At 39.9% G+C, this 3188-nt stretch carries 3 protein-coding genes; all 3 read left to right on the plus strand.

The features are described from left to right. Positions 1 to 268: 268 nt before the first annotated feature. The 3 genes from PHN32_09135 (at position 269) to PHN32_09145 (ending at position 2978) form a co-directional block, all read left to right on the plus strand. Entirely contained in the window at positions 269 to 1177 is a 909-nt protein-coding gene (locus PHN32_09135; protein ID MDD3777751.1) for a hypothetical protein, read from the plus strand. A gap of 127 nt (positions 1178 to 1304) precedes the next feature. Beyond that, on the plus strand, positions 1305 to 2225 hold the full coding sequence (locus PHN32_09140) for an ATP-binding cassette domain-containing protein (protein ID MDD3777752.1): 921 nt from the start codon (positions 1305 to 1307) through the stop codon (positions 2223 to 2225). A gap of 12 nt (positions 2226 to 2237) precedes the next feature. Further along, positions 2238 to 2978, plus strand: coding sequence for an ABC transporter permease (locus PHN32_09145; GenBank protein ID MDD3777753.1), 741 nt, complete (start codon positions 2238 to 2240; stop codon positions 2976 to 2978). Positions 2979 to 3188 lie beyond the last annotated feature (210 nt).

Raw genomic sequence — 3188 nt, forward strand, 5'->3', positions numbered from 1 at the left:
GTATTCCCTTGATGGAAAAACATATTTTAAAAGCTAAACCCAATTATGCCCATTACCAGAAACAGGTGTCCATGATTATACCCTGGCCCCGATTTAGCCCACCCGAGCAGCAAAGCCAGGAAGGATAACTTTTTATCCAGCCCTAATACCAGACTAAAAAAATTATTGATAGCAATATTCTCTCCAAAAATTCTATGTTGCCTGGTTCCAAAAGATTCTTTTTGGGCTGATGGGCAAGGTTAGCTTTTGTTAGGGGGCACAGGAAATAATGAAAATTGAAATTCTATCTGCTGAATCACTGGGGACAAGAGGGATGTGCTGTATGGTAGAAACGGCCAAGCAAAGTATTCTAATTGATCCTGGCCTGGCTCTTGGTTATAGAAGGAAAAATCTTCTACCCCACCCATTTCAAGTAGCTATGGGGGCTAAAATTAGAGCAAAAATAGTAAATCGTTTTGCCCTGGCTACGGATGTAGTATTTAGCCATTTCCATGGGGATCATGTGCCCCTTAAGAATGCCAACCCCTATCAGCTGTCCTTAGCTATAATCCCTAAGACCAAACCTGGGTTGAGAGTATGGTCCAAACCTAGCAATTCTTTAGGGAACAAGGAAAAAGAAAGGGCAGAGGACATTTATAGAAGTTTAGGGGAACCCTGTACTAAATCAAGCAAACACCTCAGTTTTTCCCAGCCTGTTATTCATGGTGAGACCCGGCCGGGCGGGGTAACCGTTATAATGACCAAGATAGAAGATGACATTGTTTTTGTACACGCTTCAGATATACAATTATTAAACCACCAGGTAGCGGCAGAAATAATACAGTGGAAACCTCATATTCTATTTGCCTCAGGTCCACCTATTTACCTTAAGGACAGATTAGACAGAAACCTGTTAGAAGCAGCCAGGGAAAATGCACTCAAGTTATCAGAGAAAATAGAAACAGTCATATTAGACCATCACCTGTTAAGAAGCCGAGAAGGGCTGCAATGGCTGGATGAGGTCAACAGCCGGGCCAAACATCATATCATATGTGCTGCTGATTTTATGAACTTACCCCGCCGCTTATTAGAGGCTGACAGGGAATTCCTTTATTCAGTTATGCCCGTTCCTGAAAATTGGCATAAGCTTTATGCCGAAGGAAAGGCTGGTTTTAGTAAATATTTCAGATTACCCTGAACTTGCCTGGTTTTAGAACCAGAAATTATCTGCACCCTATATGCTTTAAAAGATGATATTTTTTATTTTATCTATAAATTCAGCCCACCCAAGTGTATACTGTGGCATAAAAGAAAAAAATTTTAATATGAATAACGCTATTGAAGTAAAACAACTGGTAAAGAAGTTTGGCTCCATTGCTGCAGTAAATAATATCAGCTTCAATGTAGCCCAGGGAGAATTCTTTGGTTTTTTGGGACCCAATGGAGCAGGGAAAACTACTACTATAAGGATGCTTACCGGAATTATTAAACCCAGCAGTGGAAGCATCTCGGTGATGGACTACAATATTAGCACCCAAACCCTCAAAGCCAAACAGAGCATGGGTATTATTCCAGAAGTTTCCAATGCCTACATAGATCTCACTGCCTGGCATAATATGATGTTTCAGGGTGAACTTTATGGCCTAAATAGGAAGCAGCGAATAGACAGGTCAGAAAAACTTTTACAGGAGTTTGAACTGTATGAGCGTAAAAACCAACTAGTTAAATACTATTCCAAAGGGATGAAGCAGAGACTGATTATATGTATGGCCCTTTTAAACCAGCCTGAGGTTTTATTTTTGGATGAACCCACTTCCGGTTTAGATGTAAACAGCACCCGTATTATCAGGGCCAAGATTAAAGAGTTTAATGCGGGTGGCACTACCATATTTCTCACCACCCACAATATGGAGGAAGCCAACCAGCTATGCGACCGGATAGCAATAATAGAAAAGGGGGTACTGGCAGCGGTTAATACTCCCGAGAACTTAAAGCTTACTACTAAAGAATTGCAGTCGGTGGTAGTGGCTTTTGAGGGCAAAATAGATTTGGATGATTTAAGTTCCATGCACAAAGTAAACCGTGCAGAAAAAGTGGGTGATAAATTTAGGCTTTATACCAAGAACCCAGGGGATTTATTGTTTGACCTGACAGATATGGCCAGAGACAGGAACCTGAGGATAATTAGCTTAAACACCACTACACCGACCCTGGAAGATGTATTTTTACAATTAACCAAGACTTAGGCAGGTTATTTTATGGCTATTGAACAATTGGCAAAAGCATGGGCTATATGCAAAAAAGATATTCGTATTTACTTTTTTAAGGCACCAGTATTAATATTTGGGGTACTGCTGCCTATCTTTCTTTTCCTCGCATTTGGGCTGGGCAGGAACATTTCTACCCATGATCTGCTGCCTGGCTTAATTTCGATGGCTCTTTTTTTTACAGCTGCCGCAGTAGTTCCCTTAATTGCACCCTGGGAAACTAGGACTAAGACTTTAGAGAGGCTGGTTTCATCACCAGTCCTGATATCCACCATAATCCTGGGAGACATTTTAGCTTCTTTTTTATTTGGCCTGATTATAACTATAATTCCTATTATAGTTGGACTGTTGATAGGGATTAGCATCCAATACGTGCTGGTTTTCATACTGGGTATTATTTTGGCTTCTTTTTGTTTTTCCGCCCTGGGATCCCTAATGTCTACTGCGCCCTCTGATACTCCGGCCAATATTAATATGATAACTACTGTAGTGAAATTTCCCTTGGTGTTTATAAGCGGAATATTTATACCCATCCAGGATATGCCGGCTTGGAGCAGGGTTCTTTCCTATCTTTCTCCCCTTACCTATTTTACCGATTTAACCCGGTTTTCCATAAACCAGGAAAACTATTTTAACATCGGCATCGACTTTTTAGTCCTTATACTGTATTCCATATTATTTTACCTTTTAGCCATTAAGTTGCATCAAAGAAATATACCCAGAAGGATATAGCTTACAGCTGTAATTGGAGCATGGGAATGGAACAACCCTGTTTTACCCCTAATTTTTTTTTAATTTACTCAGGGCTAAATTGAGAATTATAATATTATCCATGGTTACAGCCAGCCTTGGCAGTACCAGTAATAATTATTAAATTCTAAAAAGGAAGAAAGCTAAATGTATGCCAATAAGAGTATAAAAATTATTCTGTTACTGCTGGTT

This window comes from Actinomycetota bacterium, assembly GCA_028698215.1.
Lineage (GTDB): Bacteria > Actinomycetota > Humimicrobiia > Humimicrobiales > Humimicrobiaceae > Halolacustris.

Coding starts and splice junctions, on each gene's coding strand:
- PHN32_09135 (MDD3777751.1), top strand. CDS start 269: ATGAAAATTGAAATTCTATCTGCTGAATCACTGGGGACAAGAGGGATG.
- PHN32_09140 (MDD3777752.1), top strand. CDS start 1,305: ATGAATAACGCTATTGAAGTAAAACAACTGGTAAAGAAGTTTGGCTCC.
- PHN32_09145 (MDD3777753.1), top strand. CDS start 2,238: ATGGCTATTGAACAATTGGCAAAAGCATGGGCTATATGCAAAAAAGAT.